At 51.7% G+C, this 19,113-nt stretch carries 22 protein-coding genes; 11 read left to right on the top strand and 11 right to left on the bottom strand.

What is annotated here, in order from left to right; genetic code table 11:
* Nucleotides 1–96: 96 nt before the first annotated feature.
* Nucleotides 97–576 carry a hypothetical protein gene (locus CVV30_11045; protein PKL68440.1) on the bottom strand — a complete coding sequence of 160 codons (480 nt, stop codon included), beginning with the start codon at nt 574–576 and terminating at the stop codon, nt 97–99.
* 178 nt (nt 577–754) lie between these two features.
* Between CVV30_11045 and CVV30_11040 the strand changes: the two genes are divergently transcribed.
* From CVV30_11040 to CVV30_11030, 3 genes are all read left to right on the top strand, one after another.
* The gene (locus CVV30_11040; protein ID PKL68439.1) at nt 755–985 is read left to right on the top strand and encodes a hypothetical protein; all 231 of its coding nucleotides are present in this window, start codon (nt 755–757) and stop codon (nt 983–985) included.
* 103 nt (nt 986–1,088) lie between these two features.
* On the top strand, nt 1,089–1,634 hold the full coding sequence (locus tag CVV30_11035; protein PKL68438.1) for a hypothetical protein: 546 nt from the start codon (nt 1,089–1,091) through the stop codon (nt 1,632–1,634).
* Between the two features lie 64 nt (nt 1,635–1,698).
* A complete protein-coding gene (locus tag CVV30_11030; GenBank protein ID PKL68437.1) occupies nt 1,699–2,844 on the top strand; it encodes an NAD(P)/FAD-dependent oxidoreductase in 1,146 nt (381 codons plus the stop codon).
* An 11-nt stretch (nt 2,845–2,855) separates the two neighbouring features.
* On the opposite strand, the gene CVV30_11025 is transcribed toward CVV30_11030, so the two are convergent.
* Complete coding sequence (locus tag CVV30_11025; protein PKL68436.1) at nt 2,856–5,162, bottom strand: hypothetical protein; 2,307 nt, start codon at nt 5,160–5,162, stop codon at nt 2,856–2,858.
* A 93-nt stretch (nt 5,163–5,255) separates the two neighbouring features.
* Nucleotides 5,256–5,435, bottom strand: coding sequence for a hypothetical protein (locus CVV30_11020; protein ID PKL68435.1), 180 nt, complete (start codon nt 5,433–5,435; stop codon nt 5,256–5,258).
* 99 nt (nt 5,436–5,534) lie between these two features.
* Between CVV30_11020 and CVV30_11015 the strand changes: the two genes are divergently transcribed.
* The 3 genes from CVV30_11015 to CVV30_11005 all read left to right on the top strand — a co-directional run bounded on the left by CVV30_11015 (nt 5,535) and on the right by CVV30_11005 (nt 7,962).
* Nucleotides 5,535–6,722, top strand: coding sequence for a hypothetical protein (locus CVV30_11015; protein ID PKL68434.1), 1,188 nt, complete (start codon nt 5,535–5,537; stop codon nt 6,720–6,722).
* A 106-nt stretch (nt 6,723–6,828) separates the two neighbouring features.
* The gene (locus tag CVV30_11010) at nt 6,829–7,008 is read left to right on the top strand and encodes a DNA-directed RNA polymerase (GenBank protein PKL68433.1); all 180 of its coding nucleotides are present in this window, start codon (nt 6,829–6,831) and stop codon (nt 7,006–7,008) included.
* A 195-nt stretch (nt 7,009–7,203) separates the two neighbouring features.
* A complete protein-coding gene (locus CVV30_11005; GenBank protein PKL68432.1) occupies nt 7,204–7,962 on the top strand; it encodes a hypothetical protein in 759 nt (252 codons plus the stop codon).
* Between the two features lie 401 nt (nt 7,963–8,363).
* On the opposite strand, the gene CVV30_11000 is transcribed toward CVV30_11005, so the two are convergent.
* From CVV30_11000 to CVV30_10965, 8 genes are all read right to left on the bottom strand, one after another.
* Nucleotides 8,364–9,089: a multidrug ABC transporter permease gene (locus CVV30_11000; GenBank protein ID PKL68431.1), complete on the bottom strand. Its 726-nt coding sequence runs from the start codon at nt 9,087–9,089 to the stop codon at nt 8,364–8,366.
* Nucleotides 9,086–10,042, bottom strand: a complete 957-nt coding sequence (locus CVV30_10995) for an ABC transporter ATP-binding protein (protein ID PKL68430.1) — start codon at nt 10,040–10,042, stop codon at nt 9,086–9,088. The genes CVV30_11000 and CVV30_10995 overlap by 4 nt, the downstream gene beginning before the upstream one ends.
* 187 nt (nt 10,043–10,229) lie before the next feature.
* Nucleotides 10,230–10,844, bottom strand: coding sequence for a formylmethanofuran dehydrogenase (locus CVV30_10990; protein ID PKL68429.1), 615 nt, complete (start codon nt 10,842–10,844; stop codon nt 10,230–10,232).
* Between the two features lie 153 nt (nt 10,845–10,997).
* The gene (locus CVV30_10985) at nt 10,998–11,798 is read right to left on the bottom strand and encodes an iron ABC transporter ATP-binding protein (GenBank protein ID PKL68428.1); all 801 of its coding nucleotides are present in this window, start codon (nt 11,796–11,798) and stop codon (nt 10,998–11,000) included.
* The gene (locus CVV30_10980; protein ID PKL68427.1) at nt 11,795–12,868 is read right to left on the bottom strand and encodes an iron ABC transporter permease; all 1,074 of its coding nucleotides are present in this window, start codon (nt 12,866–12,868) and stop codon (nt 11,795–11,797) included. The genes CVV30_10985 and CVV30_10980 overlap by 4 nt, the downstream gene beginning before the upstream one ends.
* 27 nt (nt 12,869–12,895) lie before the next feature.
* Nucleotides 12,896–13,942, bottom strand: coding sequence for an SAM-dependent methyltransferase (locus CVV30_10975; protein PKL68426.1), 1,047 nt, complete (start codon nt 13,940–13,942; stop codon nt 12,896–12,898).
* 10 nt (nt 13,943–13,952) lie between these two features.
* A complete protein-coding gene (locus tag CVV30_10970) occupies nt 13,953–15,110 on the bottom strand; it encodes a hypothetical protein (GenBank protein PKL68425.1) in 1,158 nt (385 codons plus the stop codon).
* Nucleotides 15,111–15,273: 163 nt separating this feature from the next.
* On the bottom strand, nt 15,274–15,696 hold the full coding sequence (locus tag CVV30_10965; protein PKL68424.1) for a nickel-responsive transcriptional regulator NikR: 423 nt from the start codon (nt 15,694–15,696) through the stop codon (nt 15,274–15,276).
* 305 nt (nt 15,697–16,001) lie between these two features.
* Between CVV30_10965 and CVV30_10960 the strand changes: the two genes are divergently transcribed.
* Genes CVV30_10960 through CVV30_10940 form a run of 5 tightly spaced genes read left to right on the top strand, consistent with a single transcriptional unit; the run spans nt 16,002 to nt 19,053 of the window.
* A complete protein-coding gene (locus tag CVV30_10960; GenBank protein ID PKL68423.1) occupies nt 16,002–16,655 on the top strand; it encodes a cobalamin biosynthesis protein CbiM in 654 nt (217 codons plus the stop codon).
* The gene (locus tag CVV30_10955; protein ID PKL68422.1) at nt 16,652–16,996 is read left to right on the top strand and encodes a cobalamin biosynthesis protein CbiN; all 345 of its coding nucleotides are present in this window, start codon (nt 16,652–16,654) and stop codon (nt 16,994–16,996) included. Before CVV30_10960 ends, CVV30_10955 begins: the two co-directional genes overlap by 4 nt.
* Before the next feature lie 43 nt (nt 16,997–17,039).
* On the top strand, nt 17,040–17,873 hold the full coding sequence (locus CVV30_10950) for an ATP-binding protein (GenBank protein PKL68421.1): 834 nt from the start codon (nt 17,040–17,042) through the stop codon (nt 17,871–17,873).
* On the top strand, nt 17,870–18,697 hold the full coding sequence (locus tag CVV30_10945; GenBank protein PKL68420.1) for a cobalt transporter: 828 nt from the start codon (nt 17,870–17,872) through the stop codon (nt 18,695–18,697). Before CVV30_10950 ends, CVV30_10945 begins: the two co-directional genes overlap by 4 nt.
* Nucleotides 18,698–18,744: 47 nt before the next feature.
* Nucleotides 18,745–19,053 carry a hypothetical protein gene (locus tag CVV30_10940; GenBank protein ID PKL68419.1) on the top strand — a complete coding sequence of 103 codons (309 nt, stop codon included), beginning with the start codon at nt 18,745–18,747 and terminating at the stop codon, nt 19,051–19,053.
* The last annotated feature ends 60 nt before the right edge of the window (nt 19,054–19,113 follow it).

Here is a 19,113-nt window from a genome sequence, read left to right as displayed (position 1 = left end):
AGGGATATAACGGGTATCTCCGTGAAGTTCCGTCCGGAAACCCGTGATTTTACCGTCGCGGCAAAAACCGGTTCCCGCCACAATTTCAAAAAAAAATTATCCCTGCCGGAACGAGAGGATAACCCTGCTCTCATTATTCAGCACTTTCATCTTCGTTCCTCCGGTCTGTAATGATGCAGCAGAGGGAAGATCTGCAAGGAACGCGGATTCCTGTTCCATGATCCCGGGCACCAGACAGGACAGTTGGGTCTGGACCCGGGGCGGTGTTATGGCAAGCTGCTTTCCGCGTACCAGGTATGCGGCAGAATAGCGGTTGCAACCGGCGGTGCCGGAAAGAATGCCATCATCCCCGAACCGTGCCGTAACCTCGGTGTTGTCGATTACGGGTATCAGGATCCCGGTCGCATCGTGATAGGACTCGAGTATCCAATAAGAATCCTGGGTTACCACCGGAGGTTTTGCAGAGATCGTAAAGAGAAAGATGGCCAGGAACGCCATGCCCACCGCGATGGCGAAAATTGCAAGGATCATAACATGCCGGTTCCCTGTCCCGGTACCGGCAGTGCTGGCAGTCATATCCTGATTTTACCGGGTAACGGGATAACCATTTCGGCAGGGCATATCCTTTAAGCACGAAGAATCAGTACAGGAAAATATTCCGGGATGAAATCCCCTTAAGAGACTCAGGATTTTTTTAGCATTTCTCCGGGGCCATAATTTTTATGTATTAATACTCCGGCAGCCAATACTGATTATGGATATATCATTGGTCAGAAAATGGGCGGTTTTTTTTATCGGGATTCTCTGTTCAATCCTTATTGCGGATTACCTGTCAAATGCGATTATCGCGGTGACCGGGTTGAGCGGATGGGTAAGGCTCGTTGTCAGCTTTATCCTGTATGCAGTCCTGTTCTTCGGCATCCTGTACATAATCGAAAAAAGCTTTAATATCAGGTTTTTTGATTTCGGCAAAAACCTGGACTGATTCTTTTTTACCGGGCACTTGATAGGATAGATTTTGTAGTCGGAACACTTATAGGAAATATAACTCCGGGACTTCATCGTCCCTTGTAATCTGGTGATAAATCATGGATACGAAAATATCATGCATCATCCAGGGAGCAGTTGGTATTATTTTTGGCCTCCTTGCTCTGCTGGTGCCGGAAATCACCCTTGCAACGTTTTATGCCCTGTTCTGGGTGCTGCTCGCGGTAGGGATCGCAGGGTTCCTCCTCCTTGCAATCACATCAAAAAGTGACGATTCGATGTTCTGGTTTACCCTGTCTGCAGGGCTGCTGGTTGTCGGTGCAATCTCTTTCTTTGCCCCTGCGATTGTTGCGATCATCTTCCTCCTGCTTATCGCAGGAGTTGCGGTTTACTCGGGTTTCTTTGACATAACTCTCGCGCTCACGCAACCGAAAACAAAATATATTCTCATTCCAGGGATGTTTATTACCGGCGGACTGCTGCTCGGCGGACTGATCTGGTACTTCCCGGACGTATTGAAAAATCTGTTTCTGACCGTGCTGGGTACCTTTGCGCTGATTTTTGGTCTTTTTTCAATCCTGCTGGGATGGTACGTCAAGGATGAGACCTATGACACGCAGGAGCAGCACATCTGTAAGGGTCCATGAAAAAAAAAGAAGGGAAATAGAGTCACAATAATCATTTCCCTTTTTGCCACAGTTACAATCTCCTATGCCTTACGATGTCATCGTTGTCGGAGCAGGGCCGGCAGGAAGTGCCGCGGCCCAGGCCTGCGCAGCACAGGGGCTCAAAACCCTCTGTATAGAGGAGCATGGTACCATCGGTTACCCGGTACAGTGTGCCGGGCTTCTTTCCAATGCAGCCTTTGCCGAGTGCAGGTGCACGGAAAAGCCGGTGATGAACCGGGTCTCGGGTGCCCGGATCGTCACGGGCAGTGGCACCGAACTCCTCATCGATGCAAAGGTCCAGAAAGCAGTCGTCGTTGACCGGGCTGCTGTTGACCGGGAGATGGCAGGAAACGCGGCCGATGCCGGGGCTGAATTCCGGTTAAAGACCAGCGTGTATGGTGTGCGGGAAAACACGGTACTCACCCGGGGTGTATACGGGCGCGAGGAGCACACATTTAAGATCCTGATCGCAGCCGATGGCCCGAGAAGCACGATTGCCAGGCTGTACGGCATGGAACGTGCAAAAGTATACCTTTCCGGCATCCAGGCAGATGTACTGCATGACAGCGATCCCCGTTTTGTAGAGATCTACCCGGATGCATCACCGGAATTCTTTGCATGGTCCATTCCCACCGGCCCCGGGCGCACCCGGGTGGGTCTCTGTGGGCAGACGCTGGTAAAGGAACGGTTTGCAGCACTCATGAAAAAGTTCGAAGGCCCGGTCACCCACCTGGTCACCGGCACCCTTCCGCTCGGCCTGATGCCCAAAACGTACGGCCACCGTACCCTGTTCGTAGGGGATGCCGCAGGGTTTGCCAAGCCCACGAGCGGCGGGGGAATCTATACCGGCATCCGTTCGGCCCGGCACGCCGCAGCAACGGCAATCAGGTGTTGCGAGCGGGATGCTTTTTCCGATATGGCTCTCGCGGAATATGAACGGCGCTGGCAGGATGATCTGGGACGTGAACTTGATCTCGGGTTCCGGCTCTTTGGTATGCGCCGGAAAATAACCACAGATGATATGGACCAGCTTGTTCAGGCACTCAAAGAACCATCCATCCTCTCTGCAATCATAGAGCATGGCGACATGGACCGGCCGGGAATGCTCGTAAAAAAACTGATCCTCAACCCCGCGATGATCAACGTGCTCAGGCCCCTGGTCATGTCGGGGATACGGTCATTTTTTTAAAAGATGCACCATCAGTTTTTCCGGTTCAGGAGGCCGTTGTAAATCTTTTCTTTAAAGGAGACGGGTGAGGCCTGGTCTTTGGTATAGATGAAGCAACGGTCGGTCTGCGCATTGGAGGAATGACGGTACTTGCCATGCGGAATGCCAAATTCAAACCGTGCACCGCGATGGTATTCCCCGGTCTCTTTAAAGGAGATCCCGGTAATGGAGAGGATCTCCTGCGCCAGGAAAAGGCCAAGCCCGGTGTTCTTGCCAAACCCCTTGGAAAAGATCCTCTCTTTATCCTGTGGGGGAATGCCGATGCCGTTGTCTTCAACACTGATGACGATGCCTTCCGGGGTTTCCCGGGAAGATAACCGGATAACCGATACACCTGCCCCGTATAACATGCTGTTTTCCACCAGGGCATAAAAGACCCGTTCAAGCAGCGGATCGGCATAGATCTCAAGACCACTGATATCGGATTGCACACGGATTTTTTTGATATCGATCTGCGCACAGGTGGAAAAGAAAAGATCGTGGACATTCTGCCATACGGGAGGCATAATACCAAGATTTTCGTATAACTGGGTAAACTCGATGTTTTCACTGATAGTCGTGACGGTCTGTTTGAGTTTGGAGATATACATCGAGTACTGCGTCTTTTGCGGGGGATCTCTCAACAGGTCGAGGTACCCGCCCAGAACCGTAAGTTTGTCCCTGATATCATGCCGGGTGATCTCGGCGAGCATGTTGAGTTTTTTATTGGCTAACCGGAGGGCATCCTGTGCATTTTTCATTTCGGATACATCATGGAAGATCCCCATGAGGCAGGAGCGCCCGCCGATATCCAGCCGGGTTGCACTCACGATGACCGGGATCTCGCGGCCTTCACGATCGATGATGACTTCTTCCTGCACTCCGGATCCTTCCTGGCAGTGCTGGTCGAAGTAATCATGATAGGTTTGCTTATCCTTCTCCGGGTGGAGCGCGGTTATATGCATCTGCTGGATTTCCAGGCGTGTCCGCCCGATCATCTTTTGCGCCTTATTATTTGCATCGATGAGTACCCCGGTCCCGATATCGGCGATAAAAATTGCATCGTTGGCAGAGTCCATCAGGCCCTTGTTCTTTTCATACGCAGCCAGAAGTTCAGATTCTGCTTTTTTACGTTCGGTGATATCAATGGCAGATACAATCACGCCTTTTGAAATATCCCCGGGAATTAATGGTGCTGAACTCAGCAGGACATTTTTTATGGACCCGTTTTTGTGTATCCACCGGGTTTCTATCGTGCCGATGCCGTTGGATGAGATCTGCCGGTCAATTTCCGTAAAAACGTACTCATAATCTGCATCGGAAGGATACAGCAGCCGGGCACTGCTGCCGATAAGTTCGCTATGAGGATAACCGGTCATCGCACAGAGATAGGCATTGACTTCACGGAAGATGTGGTTGTCCATGGTCCCAATCCCCGCCGGCGTGGCCCAGAAAATACCATTGAGTTCAGCTTCACGCTTACGCAGGGCTTCTTCAAGAAGTTTACTTTCAGTAATATCACGGATGGACTCAATAGCACCGGCGATATTGCCATTTTTGTCATACAGGAGAGAAGCTTTTCCCAGAAGGGTGCAGGTTTTTCCCCTGGGCCGGCTTGCTGATGTCTCGGCGATAAGGACACCACCTTCCTGGCTTAGGGGAGTGAACTCGTACCCGGTGATCTCTTCAGAAGTTTTTACAATAAGCTCAGCGAGCCCGGGTCTCCGGACACCATAAAACGGCAATGCATACTCATAGTCTCCTTTACCCAGTACCTCCGGCGCTGCAACTCCCGTCATCTCCTCGATGGCCTTGTTCCAGGCAATAACACAGCCACCGGTATCGATTGCAAAGGTAGCATCCGGGAGGAAATCAATGATATCGGATAGACGCTGCTCTGACTCCCTGAGCGCATTGATTGCACTCCTGCGTTCAATTGCTGTTCGTATCTTGTGCTTAAGCTCGGCAAACTGGGCTTTGGGATCGCCACCTTTCTGGAGATAAAAATCTGCCCCGTAATTGATTGCCTCGATCACCACTTCCTCGCGACCCCTGCCGGTAAAGAGAATGAATGGGGTTTCCGGGTATTTTTCCCGTACGGTCTTGAGAAATTCAAGACCATCAACACCCGGCATCTGGTAATCGGAAAGGATGAGATCTACCGGGTGTGATGCCAGGTGATCCAATCCCTTAAGGGCTGAATCTGCAGTGACAACAGAAAATTCTCCCCCCCGTTCAAGATAAATCCTGCCGAGATCCAGCAGGTCTTCTTCATCATCGACATACAGGAGAGAGTGCATTTAATAATGCGTATTTTTTAATTACAGAAATAGTTTTCTCCTGTATCGGGAAGGAAAACGCAAATCCACAGATTTCCCTGATTATTTTTCCCATTACAGGTTAAATTCGGAATACCGGAAGGCTATAATAATCCCGAGCAGCAGGACACCCGGCACAACACCGTAGAGCAACGGGTTGCCTTCAGGAGCAAAACCGAACCACCCGCCGCCTTCTTCGACATCTCCCCCGCACTCAAGTCCCACGGCAGGGGTGAACCGCACCTCAATGCCCATCGTACCGGAGAGCGGGTATGCTGCCAGTGCTTGCCCCGATCAGGTCCCAGCCGCTCCGGCAGATCTAAAAAAAAAGAACTTATTATAAGCAGTACCACCATGACATATCGTAATAATAGATCAGGACGGCTTATGAGAGATCTGGGAAAAACTCCGGCAGAATGGGAACGGATCATCACAATTACGATGATCTGCCTTGGGATAGGGATTCTCATCGTAGATCTTTTCCTGCCCCTCGGTTTTGTTATCTGGATCCTCTATTTCATGCCCCTCCTGATGTCGGTATGGCTTACGTACCGTTATGCCCCGTTCATTACTGCCGTGCTGATCACGGGTGCAATCATGATAGGGAGCCTGAACGCAGGAATTATCCGGGTGGTGCCCTCGGATATTTCAAATCGTGCCATCTTTATCCTGATGATCGTAATCGTTTCGCTCCTCGTCTGGGAGATCCGTTCCAATTACGTACACCTGGAAGCCGAAGTGGTAGAGCGCCGGAAGGCACAGAAAAACCTTGAAGACCTGATGGTCAGTCTTGAAGAACGGATTGCCCTAAGAACCCGCGAGCTCTCCGAGGTCAACGAGAGTCTGACAGAAGACATAGAGAAACGCCAGAGAGTGGAACAGGCGCTCAGCAGCGCAAACAAGAAACTCTCTCTCCTTTCGCAGATCACCCGGCATGATATCTCGAACCGTATCTTTGCCCTGCTGGCAGAGATCGATCTTGCAAAGGATCATTCAACGGATCCCCAACTCAGGGAATCCCTTGAGCACCTTGAGCGGACATCTATGTCGATCCAGGACCAGATAGGTTTTACCAAGGATTACCAGGAGATCGGCACCCAGGCCCCGGGATGGTACAAGGTGGGAGTTATTGCGAAAAGCGCCGCGGAACAGCTGGACTCCCATGAAGTTACCGTCACGGCAGGTTGCAACAGCGTGGAGATCTTTACAGATGCGATGATCGGGAAAGTATTCTACAATCTCATCCAGAATGCCCTCCGGCACGGAGAACATGTGACCCGGATAACATTTTCCTGTGCAGTATCTGGCGACGACCTGATCGTTTCCTGCGAGGACAACGGGACCGGCATTGCGCAGAAAGACAAGAATCATATATTCAAAAAGGGGTTTGGCAAAGATTCGGGTCTCGGGCTCTTTCTGATCCGCGAGATTCTTTCCATAACCGGAATCACCATACAAGAGACCGGAAAACCAGGGGCAGGGGCACGGTTCGATATGACGGTACCAAGGAGTATGTACCGGCAAAATGCTGAACTGCTATAATTCAGTATATATGTCAATCCAGAGGCTCTCCCAAAGCAGAAACTATTATACTCGGGAGGACAATATTGAGGTACAGTTTATAAAAAAGACTGTTTGAGTAATCATTATGTATGGATCATCAAATTTTGGTGGCAACCGCGGTCCCCGCGACTTCGGTCCCCGTGAAATGACAAAAGTAGTCTGTTCAGACTGTGGAAAGGAATGCGAAGTACCGTTCAAGCCAACTGAGGGAAGGCCCGTCTATTGCAGAGACTGCCTCCCGAAACACCGGAAGCCCCGCTTCTAAGTGTTTTCACGGTTAATTATTTTTCTTTTTTTTAGTTGTTTTCTGCTGGTAAGCACGATTTTTTGGCACTTTTATTTTCCCATAGTGAAACGGGGGACACCATTTTGTCCGGGTGCAAGAGAACGCAGTTGCTATGCTCATCAAAAAAAACCAAAATTATTTGGGTCAATCAGACAATCACTCTCATGAGCGACCATGCACCAGCAAAAGCGTCCTGACACTTCGCGGCAGCGCACCGCTTTATTCATCGCAGCCGTTATCATGGCATCATTTCTCCTCATTCCCCTTGTTTCTGCAGATGAAACAGGTCTCACCCGCGGCTCACGGTTTACCATCACCGTTACCGGAACACCCAACACTCCCTACTATGTCTGGCTGACCCGGACGTACACGATGAGCGGGGAGCCCGGTGACCAGCCGCCCGTTCTCGTTGCCTACCAGGCAAAAATTGAGAAAGATCCACCCGGGGGTCCGTACGTGATCGGATCATACCAGTATAATAACGGGGGCGGACGCACCATCATCGATGATGTAGCCCCTTCAACTGCATCGATGTCCAATACGCAGTATTACGGTCTGGTCACCACTGATAATAACGGGCAAGCCATTGTTGCATTCCAGACTTCATCGAATACCGCATTGAGAACCTACTCGGTCAAGGTAGAAAATTCCCAGTCCGTGGCAAAAAACAATATCCAGGTACAGCGGGGAACTGAGACCGTGAATCGTGGATCGGTGGGATTCGATACTGTTGCAACAACACCAATTCCTGCTACACTGCCGACACCGGTAATTCTGACAATTATGGAAACTGCCATCCCAGTCCCGACTACTGCGGAACCCGAACCTTCCCCAATACCAACCGCAACTCCTACTCCCCGTGTGCCGGTGGGAATCGGAGTTTGTATAATTGCTGTGGGAGCAGGAATTTTGATGGGACGGAAAACGGGATAGATTTTCGTCACCGTCTCAATTCACATTCCATAATTTAAGATGGGGGCTTATGCCCCCATACCCCCTGATACGATGAACCCCGCCGCCCAAAAAGGGGCGCCCCCGCGGCGGTTTCTGTCGATTTAGAGAATAGACAATTAGTGATTCCAATTGCTCCATCTCGATTCATTCTTGAAATAAATATAAAGGCAGATTAATTCCTCACTTGAAGGAACCCGTCAGCATCACGATATTATGAAAAATCCACTGGATAATTGGGGGTCAAGGGGGTGCTCCTCTTGGGCTGCCCCCCCTCTGGGGGAGAGAGGGGGTCACACCCATAATCTCAAAAGAACAAACAAAAAAAAATAGAATTTAATTTCTCCAGAGATCTTTTCTGACCCGCTAATCAGCGAAACACGCTACACCGTCATATTCCGGAACACCCGCACGCAGATGACAAGCACGATGCACCCTGCCACAAACAGCAGTCCCATCTGCATCAGGGGTATCTCGCCCATACCTACCGACCGGATCGCATCGATGGCAAAACTGAGCGGGTTGACCATTGCAATGGATCGCATCCATGAGGGCATGACGCTGTAAGGCATCAGTGCACTGGACATGAAAAAGAGCGGCATCGAGATGAGCGTATTTACTGCGGCGTAAGAGTCGTGATCATCGATATAGAGCGCAATGGTGGTGGCAAGTCCCGAGAAGAGAATGCCAAAGAGGATCAGGATCACGTAGATCATCACGTACTGGACTGGCGAGAGGATCGTTGCCCCAATCAGGATCGCGATGAGCAGGATGACCGTTGCCTGTATGACCCCCCGGATCGTGATGAACAGGATCTTCCCGAAAAGGATATTCTCCCGGGGCGAGGGGAGAGCGAGGAACTTGTTTAAAAATCCCAGGATCTTGTCAAACATCAGCAGCGAACCGCCCTGCAGGGACGAGGCCAGCATGGTCATGACGAGGATGCCGGGCGTGATGAAATCAAGGTAATTGCCGGTGAACCGTACCGGCAGGGCAAGACCGACAAAGATGAGCCATGCAGCGGGCATAACGAGCAGGGTGATGACGGCAACCCTGCCCCGGGCCCACTTCACAAGGTCACGTTCCATGTAATACCAGATGCCCTTCATTTTCGCCTCCGGAGCATGACCCTGAACTGCCGGTCATTGAACGAGTGGGGCTCATCACTGCTCCCCACGACATTGAGAAAGACATCGTCCAGAGTAGGTTCATGCAGGGAGAGTGCATGGACTTTCATGCCCCGGGCGGTAAGGGACTCTGCAATAAGCGGCAGTGCCTCGCGGCCATTCTCCGCGGTGAACGAGACTTCGTCATCTTTCCTTCCCACATAGCGGGTGCCACCCAGTTCAAAAGGAGTGAATTCACCAGAGATCTTTGCAGTGATCACGTCTTTCATCAGCTGGGCCTTGAGGTCCTTTGGATTCCCGATAGTCTTGATGCTCCCACTGCTGATGATCGCCACCCGGTCACAAAACTGGTCGGCCTCATCCATGTAATGCGTGGTGACAAAGACTGTCATGCCCCGACCACGGAGTTCCCGTATGTGTTCCCAGATCTTTTTCCGGGCTGCCACATCGAGCCCGAGCGTGGGTTCGTCCAGGAAGAGCACGGCCGGTTCATGCACGAGCGCCTGAGCCAGCTCCAGCCTTCGCCGCATGCCGCCCGAATAGGTCTTCACCAGATCGTCAGCCCGGTCGGCCAGCTCCATGATCGCAAGCGCCTCATCTGCCTGCCCCCGGGGATCAGGGACGCCGTAAAGTTTGGCAAAGAAGACAACATTCTCCCGCCCGGTCAGCCGGATATCAACTGCCATTTCCTGCGGAACATAGCTGAGCTTTTTCCGGACTATATCCCCTTCAGTGGCGCAATCATAACCGCACACTGTTGCAGTTCCTTCTGTCGGGCGCAGCAGCGTGGTGAGCATCAGCACGGTTGTTGTCTTACCTGAACCATTGGGACCCAGGAGGGCGAAGATCTCGTTATCAACCGAAAGGGAGAGGTGATCAACGGCGCACAGATCACCGTAATATTTTGTCAGGCCATGCGTCTCGATTGTGGGCATTTACGTTCTCCTTTGGTTCGTGGAACTTACGGCAGGTTGTCTCATACCTGTCGACTGGATTCTTACCGGAAATGTCTTTTTAAGGGGAATAACCTTATCGGTACGGGCAAAATTTCAGATAGGATATAGGATTGAGGGGTAGCCAAAAACGTAATTCAGGATATGGAGAAAAGAAGAATGATGGGATTTACCATCCCCGGCCATACTCCCCGGCACAGGGCATGCAGACAAATTTCCCGTCACGAACCCGGGCACGGTGCTCGGCAACCATCTCGCCACATTTCGCACACGGCACGGATGCGAAGATCTTTGCCCGCACGGGAATCTCTGGTTTGACTTCTTTTGCGATGAAACGTTCATCGATGGGCATCTTAAGGATCGCATCGATAACCCCTACCTGTCGCTCGTGGAACTCTTTATGCTCTGCGGGTGTTGCAGTCCCGCCCATCACTTTTTCCCGGAGTGCTGAGGCCACCGGGTCTATGCGCTGGCCAACCGGTTCCGGTCTCTGGACAAGGCGGATAGCCCGGTTGTATTTCCGGTCGATGAAGGTGTAAGCATGCTTGCCAAAGTCATGGAGGATAAGGTTGCCTTTTCCCACCGAACATCCGGCAACCAGCTGGATTGCATCCACGCCACAGGCATCGTTTTCTACAATACAGACAAGATCTTCATCGTCAGAGCGGCCGGCCCGGAGAGCGTCCATCGCGTACGCTGCAGCCCGGTAGCCGAGAGCAAGTCCAGGGCAGGCATGCCCGTGAAAGGCAACGGCTTCATTGTAGGATTTTATGGATTGGGTCATTAGATCACGCAAGTAGTTGATTCTTTTTTAAGGAATGGATTTCTTTGTTTTTCTTTTGCCATTAAGGAAAAGACGTGCAAAAATATAAGATGGATATTTGAGGCGATTTTTTGTCGAAATTTCGTGAGATAATTCATTGGGATCACATACCCATCACCGTCCTGCAGGAATCCCTGGTGATTCCAGGGGATAATCTGCATCAGCATGCGGAACAACCACATTCCTCCCTCCCCAGCGCTGAATGGAAACCGGTACGCCATACACCTCTTCGATCAGTTTTGGCGTGATCACTTCTTCCCCACCGGCTGCAAAGACCATGCCCTCTTTGAGCAGGACAAAACGGTCAGCGTAGTGTAACGCGAGATTGAGATCGTGCATGGTCATGAGTGCAGTGAGATGGTGCGTGTGGACAACCGAGCGGATGAACCGCATGATCTCATGCTGGTTTTTCAGGTCAAGGCTGCTGGTCGGTTCATCGAGCAGCATCACACGGGGCTCCTGCACCAGTGCACGGGCAATGGCAACTTTCTGGAGCTCCCCACCGCTCATTGCATCCACGTGCCGGAGCGCGAGACTGGACAGGTTGAGCTGCTCGATGATTGCCTGGACTTTTAAGAGATCATTCCTGCACACTTTCATCCCAATCCACGGGCGGCGCCCGAGCAGGATTGCATCGAACGCGGTGACCCGTGGCGGTTCAATATGCTGGGGAACATGGGCAACCAACTGCGCAATTTCCCTGCGGGAAGATGAGAGGATATCCTGTTCGCCAAGCATGACGGTACCGGTCTTTGGCCTGAGCATGGCATTCATGCAGCGCAGCAGGGTGGTTTTACCGGCCCCGTTCGGCCCGAGAATCGCGACGATCTCATCAGGCCGGGCCTCGCAGCAGACCTCTTCAAGAACCGGATGGCTGTTGTACCGGAACGAGAGATTCTCTACGTTCAGGATCATGACCGGTTCCCCCTTATCAGAAGGTAGAGGAAGAGCGGGGCTCCGAGAAATGCAGTGAGCACTCCCGCCGGGAGCACTGCCGGTGCAATGATGATACGGGCCACGGTATCAGCACCGAGAAGAATGATCCCCCCTACAATGCAGGAGCCAGGGAGAAGATACCGCTGGTCATCGCCTATTATACGTCGGACCATGTGCGGGCTGACGAGACCGATGAATCCGATAATGCCAAGGAACGACACCACGACTGCCGCGATTAACGATGAAAGGAACATCGCCACAGTCCGCACACGTTCTGCATTGACTCCAAGACTCTTTGCCGTCTCATCGCCGCTGTCAAGTGCATTGTAATCCCATCGTTTGATGATGAAATAGATAAGGCAAGGCGTGATTACGGCAACCATAATCGCAAGATCCGTCCATGTTGCCCTCCCTACGTCGCCAAATGTCCAGAAGACGATCGCAGCGATCTGTTCGGCGCTGGAGAAGTACTGGAGGAATGTTGTCCCGGCCGTAAACAATGCCGCAAGTGCGACACCTACAAGGATCATTACCTCAGGCGACGTGCTCCGGTATTTTGCTACGAGCAGGATTGCCGACGTTGCTATCAGTGATGCGATGAATGCACAGATGGTGACAAGGTACGGGTTATTGACCACAATCGCATCAGAGACAAGGCGCCCGAGAGTGCCTGCACCAAACAGGGTGATCGCAACCGCTGCACCGAATGCCGCAGCCTGCGAGACACCCAGCGTGTACGGGGAACTTAACGGGTTGCGCAAAACGGATTGCATCACAACACCCGCCGCCGCAAGACCAGTCCCGCAGACAACCGCAGCAAGCACCCGGGGAAGCCGGATGTTCCAGACGATCATCTCTGCATTTCCCGAGGAGTGGTACACCAGCGTCTGGATCACATCGGCAAAGGGGATCATGACACTCCCCACACCCACGGATACGAATGCCAGGAGAACCAGGGCTCCCATACAGGCACCAAGGAAGAGGATCTTTTTCCGGATGTAGCCGGTATAGGCCCCGGGTTCCTTAACGGCACTGATATCAAGATGCATTTTTTGTCCGCCCGGAAGTCCGGATGGTCATACCCGCACCTTTTCTGCGATGGTCATGGCTGACTGTGCATCGATCGGTACAATTTCCCGCACCACGAATCCATGGTCCGCCAGCAACCGGTTATATTCCGCAAACGGGACGCTGTTGGAAAAGACGTACCGGGTCGCCTGTTTCTGCACACCTTCGAAGGTCCAGAGATTCCATTCGAGGCTGAGCCATGGATCATACGGTGCATCATCGATGGCCTGTTTGTTGATGAACAGGCCACCCGGGTTGAGTGCTCCGGCAATCTTTGGGATCAGCCCCGGTACCTTTCCGCCGGGATTGGACGATGAGAAGATGATATCATACCCGCTGCCGATGGGATCTATGAAGAAATCCCCGGGCATGACACTCACCCGATCGGCATGGTACCGGTTGATGAAGTCCCGCGTGGCACCGGTTACGGGAGGCAGATCGAAGACTATCGCATTCAGCCCGGGGTTTTTCTGGCAGAACGCAATCGAGTACAGGCCGTGCCCCCCGCCCAGGTCAAGCAGCTGTCGGGCAGCAGGAAATTCCGGAATCGCTGCAACGCTTGCAGTCACCTGCTGGAGAAGTCCGCACCGGCAGTTCTCCGCCATGGAGGGGATGATCACATCCCGGAACATCTGCGCACGGTCACAGGTGACCGGACCCTCTTTTGCAATACGGGGGAGATCTGACCAGAAGCCCGCCAGTTTTTTCTGGAAGGCAATGGCATGCTGCTGCGGAAGTGGGGCATCCCTGATAAGACACTGCTGCGTTATCTCACTGTTACGGAATTTATCTCCTGTCTTTTCCAGCAGGCCAAACGTGGCCAGCCCTTCGCACAGGAGGGTGATGATCTCCTGTTTGCATCCCAGTTCAAAGGCACATTCCGTCCCGGTCTTTGGCTCACGGAGAATTTCGAACAACCCGAGATCGAGGGCTGTCATCACCGCATGATACTGCCGTAATCCCGTAAGCGCATTGTCGAGAAAGGAGAGCGGGTTTGCCGGGAATAGACCCGGCACTGCCGCAGGATCAGAAACCGGGGGCGTATTATCGCACATCGCCGCATCCTCATTTCACCAGTGTTGAGAACGGCACAAAGCCGCCAAAGAGCGTCTTCATATCGCCGTACACCGGTTTTCCGTCAAGCATCGTGTAGATCTCATCGGCTTTCTGTGCAGGGTCCACGTCGGCAAACTGTTCAGGGTAAAGCGTCTTTCCGATATAATAGGCATCAGCGAGAACGGTGTCGTAATTGTTGGCGTACCAGTTGTAGGGCATGACACCGTACACACGGCCGCTCTTCACTGCCGGGAGCGACTGGTAGACCGGGTCTTTGAGATCCTCTTTGATGAGTGCATAACTCGCTTCATCGACAAAGATGACATCGGGTTTCCAGTCCAGCAGTTTTTCCTTGTCGATCATCATCTGTCCGCCGCCACTTGCAGAAGATGCAACATTGTTGCCGTTTACCATGAGCAGCGGTGCATACGCGGGTTCAGTAGAGAGAAAGCCGTGTGCTCCGTTATATGCGATACCACCCACGTACACTCGCGGACGTTTGTCTGCCGGGATATTCTTAGTCCGATCGTTGAGATCTTTTATTGTCCCGTCAATGTACGATGTAATCGACTCTGCCCGCCCCTCTTTACCGAGGATTTTAGCCATCAGCCTCAGCGACTGGTAGAAGACATCCTTGTTCTTGCCGAGATCACCGGTTGTCAGGGCAATAACCGGACGGCCGCTTTTTTCCTGCAATGTCTGTGCATCCTTACCGGTGGTGAATGTAAAGAAGACCACGTCCGGGTTCTGTGCCGCGATCAGTTCCGGGTCACCGGCCCTTCCGCCAATGAAAGGTTTTGTTGCGATGTCCGGATTTGCTAGATCGTAGGGTTTATCGATACCGGATGGCATCCCGAATCCGGAGGTATTGTACTTCAATTGTTCGCGATCATCGACTCCCACCACAAGATCGGCGGCCTGGAGGTAGCATATCATCCGCAGGGCACCGGCTCCCACGCCAATTATCCTCTGGGGATCTTTTTTCACTTCCACGGTCCGGTTAGCCATATCGGTGACGGTAATTTTCCCGGGATTTGTCTGAAATGTATTTTGAGGAGTGGTCAATGCAGTGTTTTGCGGGGTGCTCTGTGCTGCACATCCCGCAGATACGAGAAAGGCAACTAGAATTGCCGCGATAATCAGGGTGCTTACCATAATTTTTTTCATACGAATTTCGATCTAAGTAGCACTAAATCTTATAAAAAAATTTTCATTTAACATTAAAAGTTACGAAAATGAAAAATTTTATAATACATTTGGATTTTTAAAATTAGAGGCAGAAACACAGAGTCTGGGAAAATAAGGAAAAAAGTAAAAAGAACAAAAAAAGTTATTCATCCACCGTTATGGTCGTCAGCTTGACCGACTCGACACCTTTCTGCGACATGAGTCGCTCGGCAAACAACTTCAGATCGGATCCATCACCGTGCACGAGAATCACTTCGAGACAACGGTTGTGGGTGACATGCGAGTGCAATGAGGCCTTGATAAGTTTGTGGTACTCGTGCTGGATATCGGTCAGCGTGACTAACAATCCCCGCTGGTCATGATCGTATACCATCGTGATGACCCCTTCACGTTCCCCTTTGACATCCGACATCCACTTGTAGTAGGTGATGTACGTGCGGATCGCATCGCGGATACCCTCTGAACGGGAGGAATATCCGCGCTGGTTGATAATCTCATCAAACTTGTCGAGCAGGTTGCTGGGTAGCGATATGCCGATGCGGGAGAGATCAGAGTCCATTGTCATAAAAAGCCTCAGTGATGTGTATATCTTAGCGTATAGCTTTTTAAGGTTTTGAAAAATGTTCAGGAAAGTGTGAAGCAGTGAGACAAAACAGCATGGGAATAATCAGGCACTGCACCATCAATTATGAAAGCGGATAAAAAAATGTGAGCGGCACGAATTCTATTGTATGAAAAGAATGCCGGCATTCTCACCATTTTATTCAAATGAAAGAAAACATGAGTGCGATAAAATATCAAATAACAACACTTTTTAACTACCGAGTGTTACAATATTTTAGAAACGTAATACCAAATCACGGTGAACCCATGCACATACCTGACGCATTCATTCCCATCTGGCAGGGCGCAATCTACTGGATTATCGCCCTTGTTTTTGTAGCGCTCGCCCTCCGTTGGGCACGAAAAGATCTCAATGAGGAGAAACTCCCGCTCATTGCCGTGCTTGCAGCCGGCATCTTTGCCCTCCAGTCCTTCAACCTCCCGGTCTCCATGGGGACCAGCGGACACCTGGTTGGCGGAGCGCTTGCCGCAATCATCCTCGGCTCGCCGTTTGCTGCAGTATTCATTCTTACCCTCGTATTGATCGTCCAGGCAGTCCTGTTTGGCGATGGCGGTATCACAACCATGGGTGCCAACATCATCAACATGGGGGTCATTGGCGGTTTTGTCGGGTTCTATACATTCAAAGGCCTAATGACTGCAACAAAGAGCATGCCCGTCTCCGCGTTCGTAGCAGCATGGCTTGCCTGCCTGATCCCCTCACTCGCATGTGCAGTTGAGATGTTCCTTGCAGGAACGTTCCCCCTCAAAGAGGGCCTGATTGCCATGGGACTGTACCATGCAGCGATCGGCGTTATCGAGGGTATAGTAACCGTTGCGGTTATCTACCTGGTAACCAAGGCAAGGCCGGATCTGGTGGATACGGGAGTAAAGGATGCCCGGGGGGCTGGCGCATCATGATGGACAACAAGACATTCATTATCGTAGGTATTGTCATTGCACTCCTGATAGGAGTTGTAGCCGTGTTCATGGCATCCGGGGATCCGGATGGTCTTGAGAGTACAGCCCTGATTGTACAGGGCCAGAAGACCCTTACCGGCCCCACTCCTCCCGATGCTGAGATCGCAGAAGACATGACCGGAAAGTTCTCGTATTCTTCGCCGATGCCCGATTACTCGCTGGGTGAATCCATGGGATCGATGGGAGGCATGGTTGCAATAATTGTCGGCACGATCCTTGCGTTCCTCGTGGTGCTTGGCCTTGCCTACGGCATCAAACTTGCCGGTAAACCAGCAAAATAAAACCAACAGAACTTTACCATTTTTCAACCTATTTCCTATACTCATGCACCTTATCGAGACCCGCGATCTCTGCTACGTCTATCCCGGCAAAGTCACCGCATTAAACAACATCAATTTCATAGCCCCGCGAAAGGCCCGCATCGCAGTGATCGGATCGAATGGTGCAGGAAAGAGCACGCTGTTCAAGCATTTCAACGGTATTTTCAAACCCACATCCGGTTCCGTGCTTATCCGTGGCGAACCCATAACAAAACAGAACAGCCGGGAGATAAGGAAATTTGTTGGTATCGTCTTCCAGAACCCAGACGACCAGATATTCTCCCCAACCGTTGAGCAGGATGTAGCATTCGGCCCCACGAATCTCGGGCTCGATGCCGAGACCATTCACCACCGGGTGCATGAAGCCCTGCAGGTAGTAGGCATTGAACACCTGGCAAACCGGGTGCCGCATCACCTCAGCGGAGGCGAGAAAAAGCGGGTTGCCATTGCCGGCGTGATTGCAATGGAACCGGAAGTGCTCGTGCTCGATGAACCGACCGCCGGCCTCGATCCCCGGGGTGTCGCGGATCTCAACAAATTCATCAACACCCTCTCTTCAAAATACGGGATGACCGTTATCTTCTCCACCCATGATGTCGGACTTGTTCCCGAAATTGCAGATTACATCTATGTGATGGACAAAGGACGGATCGTTGCAAGCGGTACGGTAGATGAGATCTTCGTGCAGCCGGAAATGCTCCAGTCAGTCCGGCTCGATGTACCGGTCATTCCCCGATTGCTCAGCAGCCTCAAAGAAAACGGTATCGAAGTATCGATGGCATATACTTATGCAGAAGCAGAAGAATCCCTGCTTCGCGCCTTTGGCAAGCGATCATGATCGAAGAGCTGTTCCAGATAGAACGGGATGCCTACAAGGACAGTATGATCCACCGGCTCGACGCACGCGTGAAGATCGCCATCGCATTTGCCGCGATCATTGCACTGGTTGCGGTGCCCTACTCTACCATGATCTATACCGTAGGGGCGATCTTCTTTCTTTTTTTCCTGGTGCTCTGGTGCTGCACCCGGTTGTCTCCGGTTGTCTATGCAAAACGCTTAATGACCATTGTCCCGCTCTGGGGTATGATCATCTTCTTTCAGATCTTTTTAAAAAATAAATATTACACTGATTACACCGTAGTAATGAGCCTTCCTTTCGGGATCAATATCTACGCCCAGTCAATCGAGTTTGCGTTCATCCTGCTGGTTAAATTCGTTATCTGTATATCGTTTATTATCCTGCTCTCATCTACAACAAAGATGCACGATATGCTCGAAGGGGCTGCCCGTTTGGGACTGCCCGCGGAGTTTGCCCTTGCACTCGGGATGATGATCCGGTACCTGTTCGTCTTTGCCTACATGTTCCGCAAGATCAACGAGACCTTAAAGACCAAATGTTTCGATGCGTTCGATCGCCATCTCCCGTACCGCTACCGGCTCCAACAACTCGGGTATACCATGGGTACCATGTTCATCCGCTCCTACGAGCAGGGAGAGCGGGTATACACCAGTATGCTCTGCCGGGGCTACGGGCGTGACAGTTATCTCTTTGTTGCAAAAAAACCGCTCCGTCAGATCGAATGGGCCTTCCTCACCCTCTCCCTAATATTCATCATCGCAGTCCCGCTCACCATCTGGCTGACCGCAACCAGCCTTTTCTGAGCCGGTGCTAAGTCATCTTTTTTACTATTCCCTTCCATCATCTCTGCATGGCAAACCAGTTCGGGCACGGATTTATCACCAGCATCATGCTGATCGCAGAACACTTCGCCCTGCCTCCTGAACAGGCATGGCACGGTGTGGGGGATCACGTCGAGGGACTCACGCTTCCGGAGAAGTTCCGGGGAACCGAAGTTGAAGAACTCACCACGCTGCTCCGGAAGAAAGTGATCTGGCACCAGCCGGGCAATATGGACAAGGAAGATGCAAAAGAAGTGATCCTCACCCTCAACCGGCTCGTCGTTGCAATCGACCGTGAACTGGGGATTAAGGATGCCGAAATCGGGCAGTTCCGGTAATGGGGGCAGCATTTATATAGAAGAAACCTATTTTTACGCCTATCCTTTAAGTCATTGAAC

It is taken from the genome of Methanomicrobiales archaeon HGW-Methanomicrobiales-1 (assembly GCA_002839675.1).
In the GTDB taxonomy this organism is placed as follows: Archaea; Halobacteriota; Methanomicrobia; order Methanomicrobiales; family Methanospirillaceae; genus Methanoregula.
The sequence above is the reverse complement of the archived record's forward strand: the minus strand, read 5'-3'. Positions and strand labels throughout refer to the sequence as shown.

Excerpts from the sequence above, each read along its gene's own strand:
- CVV30_11030 (PKL68437.1), top strand. The coding sequence starts at position 1,699 with ATGCCTTACGATGTCATCGTTGTCGGAGCAGGGCCGGCAGGAAGTGCC.
- CVV30_10960 (PKL68423.1), top strand. The coding sequence starts at position 16,002 with ATGCACATACCTGACGCATTCATTCCCATCTGGCAGGGCGCAATCTAC.
- CVV30_10945 (PKL68420.1), top strand. The coding sequence starts at position 17,870 with ATGATCGAAGAGCTGTTCCAGATAGAACGGGATGCCTACAAGGACAGT.
- CVV30_11035 (PKL68438.1), top strand. The coding sequence starts at position 1,089 with ATGGATACGAAAATATCATGCATCATCCAGGGAGCAGTTGGTATTATT.
- CVV30_10955 (PKL68422.1), top strand. The coding sequence starts at position 16,652 with ATGATGGACAACAAGACATTCATTATCGTAGGTATTGTCATTGCACTC.
- CVV30_10995 (PKL68430.1), bottom strand. The coding sequence starts at position 10,042 with ATGCCCACAATCGAGACGCATGGCCTGACAAAATATTACGGTGATCTG.
- CVV30_10975 (PKL68426.1), bottom strand. The coding sequence starts at position 13,942 with ATGTGCGATAATACGCCCCCGGTTTCTGATCCTGCGGCAGTGCCGGGT.
- CVV30_10965 (PKL68424.1), bottom strand. The coding sequence starts at position 15,696 with ATGACAATGGACTCTGATCTCTCCCGCATCGGCATATCGCTACCCAGC.
- CVV30_10940 (PKL68419.1), top strand. The coding sequence starts at position 18,745 with ATGGCAAACCAGTTCGGGCACGGATTTATCACCAGCATCATGCTGATC.
- CVV30_11045 (PKL68440.1), bottom strand. The coding sequence starts at position 576 with ATGACTGCCAGCACTGCCGGTACCGGGACAGGGAACCGGCATGTTATG.
- CVV30_10970 (PKL68425.1), bottom strand. The coding sequence starts at position 15,110 with ATGAAAAAAATTATGGTAAGCACCCTGATTATCGCGGCAATTCTAGTT.
- CVV30_10985 (PKL68428.1), bottom strand. The coding sequence starts at position 11,798 with ATGATCCTGAACGTAGAGAATCTCTCGTTCCGGTACAACAGCCATCCG.
- CVV30_11040 (PKL68439.1), top strand. The coding sequence starts at position 755 with ATGGATATATCATTGGTCAGAAAATGGGCGGTTTTTTTTATCGGGATT.
- CVV30_11010 (PKL68433.1), top strand. The coding sequence starts at position 6,829 with ATGTATGGATCATCAAATTTTGGTGGCAACCGCGGTCCCCGCGACTTC.
- CVV30_10980 (PKL68427.1), bottom strand. The coding sequence starts at position 12,868 with ATGCATCTTGATATCAGTGCCGTTAAGGAACCCGGGGCCTATACCGGC.
- CVV30_11000 (PKL68431.1), bottom strand. The coding sequence starts at position 9,089 with ATGAAGGGCATCTGGTATTACATGGAACGTGACCTTGTGAAGTGGGCC.
- CVV30_10950 (PKL68421.1), top strand. The coding sequence starts at position 17,040 with ATGCACCTTATCGAGACCCGCGATCTCTGCTACGTCTATCCCGGCAAA.
- CVV30_10990 (PKL68429.1), bottom strand. The coding sequence starts at position 10,844 with ATGACCCAATCCATAAAATCCTACAATGAAGCCGTTGCCTTTCACGGG.
- CVV30_11020 (PKL68435.1), bottom strand. The coding sequence starts at position 5,435 with ATGGGCATTGAGGTGCGGTTCACCCCTGCCGTGGGACTTGAGTGCGGG.
- CVV30_11025 (PKL68436.1), bottom strand. The coding sequence starts at position 5,162 with ATGCACTCTCTCCTGTATGTCGATGATGAAGAAGACCTGCTGGATCTC.
- CVV30_11015 (PKL68434.1), top strand. The coding sequence starts at position 5,535 with ATGACATATCGTAATAATAGATCAGGACGGCTTATGAGAGATCTGGGA.
- CVV30_11005 (PKL68432.1), top strand. The coding sequence starts at position 7,204 with ATGCACCAGCAAAAGCGTCCTGACACTTCGCGGCAGCGCACCGCTTTA.